2 protein-coding genes are annotated in these 3,438 nt (G+C 73.4%); both read left to right on the top strand.

Annotation, left to right across the window (positions count from 1 at the left end; genetic code table 11):
- The first annotated feature begins 286 nt into the window (after positions 1-286).
- On the top strand, positions 287-2,212 hold the full coding sequence (locus tag ACYC1Z_RS14750; RefSeq protein WP_461410268.1) for a heavy metal translocating P-type ATPase: 1,926 nt from the start codon (positions 287-289) through the stop codon (positions 2,210-2,212).
- Positions 2,213-2,288: 76 nt separating this feature from the next.
- On the top strand, positions 2,289-3,200 hold the full coding sequence (locus tag ACYC1Z_RS14745) for an NADP-dependent oxidoreductase (protein WP_461410267.1): 912 nt from the start codon (positions 2,289-2,291) through the stop codon (positions 3,198-3,200).
- Positions 3,201-3,438: the final 238 nt, after the last annotated feature.

Here is a 3,438-nt window from a genome sequence, read left to right as displayed (position 1 = left end):
CCGTCGCCAAGGCCGGCTACGTCGCCAGACCCGCCGCCTTCTGACCGGCGAGCGTGAGCGCCGTCGTCGTGAGCCCCGGCTCCGACGGCGGCGCTCACGTGTGCCGGACCGGGACCGTCGACGAGCACCGCGCGGGAGGAACCCGACCTGCGGCTGATTGACGGCCGTCATGGTTCGACCCGCCGCGGATTCGTAGCGTCGATGTCAGCACCCCGGACGGGGCCGCCCCCCGGACGGGGCCGCCCCCCGGAACGGGGCCCAGAGCAGATCTGAGAGGACAAGGACAATGCACAAGTTCCACCAGTGGTGGCACGGCCCGTGGGGTGTGCCGACGGCGGCCGGAGCGGCGATCCTCGTGTCGTTCTTCATCGCCCGCGTGATGGGCTCGGACGCCACCAGCGACGTCTTCATGGTGGCCGCGGCGGTCATCGCCGGCGTCCCCATCGCCGTCAAGGCGGTCCGGGCGCTGAAGGTGCGCAACCTCAGCATCGACCTGCTCGTCTCGGTCGCCGCCATCGGCGCCGTCATCATCGGCGAGTACTGGGAGGCCGCGGCCGTCACGTTCCTCTTCGCCTTCGGGCACGCCCTCGAGGCCGGCACGATGAACAAGACCCGCTCCGCCCTCGCCGAGCTCGTGGCCGTCGCCCCCGACATCGCCGTCGTGCTCCGGGACGGCGAGCAGGTCGAGATGTCCGCGGGCGCCGTCGCCATCGGCGAGACGGTACTGGTGAAGAACGGGGCCAAGGTGCCCGTGGACGGCGTCGTCATCGGCGGCACCGGGGCCCTGGACGAGGCCACGATCACCGGTGAGTCGATCCCGGTGGAGAAGTCCGACGGCGACCAGGTATTCGCCGGGACCATCTCCCGCGGCGGCTTCCTGCAGGTCAGGGCCACGGGCGTGGGTGCGGACACCACCCTGGCGCGCATCATCCACCGGGTCGAGGAGGCGCAGGACGCCAAGGCCAAGACCCAGGCCTTCATCGATCGGTTCTCCACCTGGTACACCCCGGGCGTCTTCCTGCTGGCCCTCGTGGTCGGGCTCGTCACCGGCGACGTCGTGCTCGCGCTGACCCTGCTCGTGATCGGCTGCCCCGGGGCGCTGGTCATCTCGATCCCGGTCGCGATCGTCGCCGGCATCGGTCGTGCCGCCAAGGACGGCATCCTCATCAAGGGTGGGGAGTACCTCGAGCGCGCCGCCAAGATCGACGTCGTCGCCGTCGACAAGACCGGCACCCTCACCGAGGGGCGCCCGCAGCTGACCGACGTCGTCGTCCTGGACACCACCCTCGACCGCGCCGACGTCCTCGCACTGGCCGCGGCCGCCGAGGCCGGGTCCGAGCACCCGCTGGCCCGGCCCATCCTGGACGCCGCGAAGGCCGAGGGGCTGGCCACACCCGCCCTGCCCGAGAGCACCGAGCCGGTCCCCGGCAAGGGGATCGTCGCCGTCGGCGGCGGACGCCGGATCCTCGTCGGCAACCTCGCTCTCCTTGCTCAGTACGCCGTGGTGGACACCGTCGACGCCGTGGGCACGGCCGAGCGGCTCGCCGCCGCGGGCCGCACCCCGATGATCGTCGCCGTGGACCAGGCGGTGGCTGGTGTCGTCGCCGTCGCCGACCGGGTGCGCCCGGACGCCGCCCGCATGGTGGCCGAGCTCCACGCCGCGGGGGTGAAGAAGGTTGTCATGCTCACCGGTGACGCCCCGCTCGTGGCGAACGCCGTCGCGGCGGCCACCGGGGTGGACGAGGTGCACGCGGGCCTGCTCCCCGAGGACAAGCTCGACGCCGTCATCGAGCTCCAGCGTCAGGGGCACACCGTGGCGATGGTGGGCGACGGCGTCAACGACGCCCCGGCCCTGGCCATGGCCGACATCGGGGTGGCGATGGGCGCAGCCGGTTCCGCCGTCGCCGTGGAGACCGCCGACATCGCCCTGATGGGCGACAACCTGCGCAAGCTACCCGAGGCCATCGGCCTGGCCCGGCGCACCGTCTCGGTGATGCGCCAGAACATCGCGGTCGCGCTGGTCACCGTCACCCTGCTGCTCGCGGGCGTGTTCGCGGGCGGCGTGACCATGGCCATCGGGATGCTCGTCCACGAGGCGTCCGTGCTCGTGGTCATCATCAACGCCATGCGCCTGCTGCGCCGCCGGGACACTCAGGCGACCCGGGCCACCGCGCCGACGCCCGCTCCGGAGCCCGTCTCGATCGACGCCTGAGCGGGCGGACCGCCACGGCGCAGCCGGCCGGCGGCGGCGCGACCAGACAGCACCAACTCGTAGGAGGATGAGCGACATGTCCAAGGTATTCGTCTTCACCGACTTCGGCGGTCCGGAGCACCAGGCCCTGATCGAGCGGCCCGTCCCCGAACCCGGCCCGGGCGAGCTCGCCGTCCACGTCCGAGCGGCCGGGGTCAACCCGTTCGACGTCAAGGTCCGCTCCGGTGCCCTTGGCCGGACCCGGACGCTGCCCGCCCCGATGGGCCAGGAGGTGGCCGGCGTCGTGACCAGGGTCGGCGAGGGGGTCGAGGGCTTCACCGTCGGCGACGCGGTGCTCGGCCCGACGGCGCCCGGCTGGGGCGCGATCGCCGAGGACACCCTGGTGCGCGCCGCCCAGGCGGTGCCGAAGCCCGCGGAGATCAGCTTCGCCGACGCCGCCACGATCCCGGTGGCCGGCGCCACCGCCTACGACCTCACCCATCAGGTCGAGCTGGAGGCCGGTCAGACATTGCTGGTCGTCGGTGCCGGCGGGGGAGTGGGCCTCATGGCGGCTCAGATCGGGAACGTGCACAAGTTCACCGTGATCGGGATCGCCTCCGAGGCCAAGCGTGAGCTGGTCGAGTCGACGGGGGCCACGTTCGTCGCCACCGGCGACGGCGTCGCGGACCGGGTCCGGGCCGTCGCGCCGGAGGGAGTGGACCTGATCGTCGACCTCGTCGGTGGGCAGACGCTGCGCGCCGTGGCCGAGGTGGTGCGCGACCGTTCGCACATCATCTCCGCGCCCGACCCGGACACCGCCGCCGAGCTCGGCGGCAGCGCGCTCGTGCGCACGCCCGAGTCGATGGAGAAGATCACCGGGGTGATCCAGTACGGCCTCGTCGACCCGCACGTCACCGGCCGGTACCCGCTGGAGCGGGCCGCCGCGGCGATCGCCGCCGTCGAGCGCGGTCACGCGACCGGCAAGACCGTGATCGAGATCGCCGAGTAGATCGGGCCGACCACGCCGAAGCGGCCCCGGCCGTCGGGGCCGCGGAGACCCGGACGCCCAGCGCCCAGCGCTGCCGCTGCACCGCCCGCCGGTCAGTCCGTCGGTGGTCGGCGCAGCTTCTTCGTCTGGCTGCGCTGGCGCTTGGCCTCGGAGCGACGGCGCACGGCACCACGCGAGGGCCGCGTCGCCCGTCGGGCCCGCGGCGGGGCCGCGATCGCCGCCCCGAGCATGGTGGCGA

The sequence above is a fragment of the Georgenia sp. genome (genome assembly GCF_054605595.1).
This window is presented reverse-complemented; position numbering and strand designations above follow the sequence as displayed.

Excerpts from the sequence above, each read along its gene's own strand:
- ACYC1Z_RS14745 (WP_461410267.1), top strand. The coding sequence starts at position 2,289 with ATGTCCAAGGTATTCGTCTTCACCGACTTCGGCGGTCCGGAGCACCAG.
- ACYC1Z_RS14750 (WP_461410268.1), top strand. The coding sequence starts at position 287 with ATGCACAAGTTCCACCAGTGGTGGCACGGCCCGTGGGGTGTGCCGACG.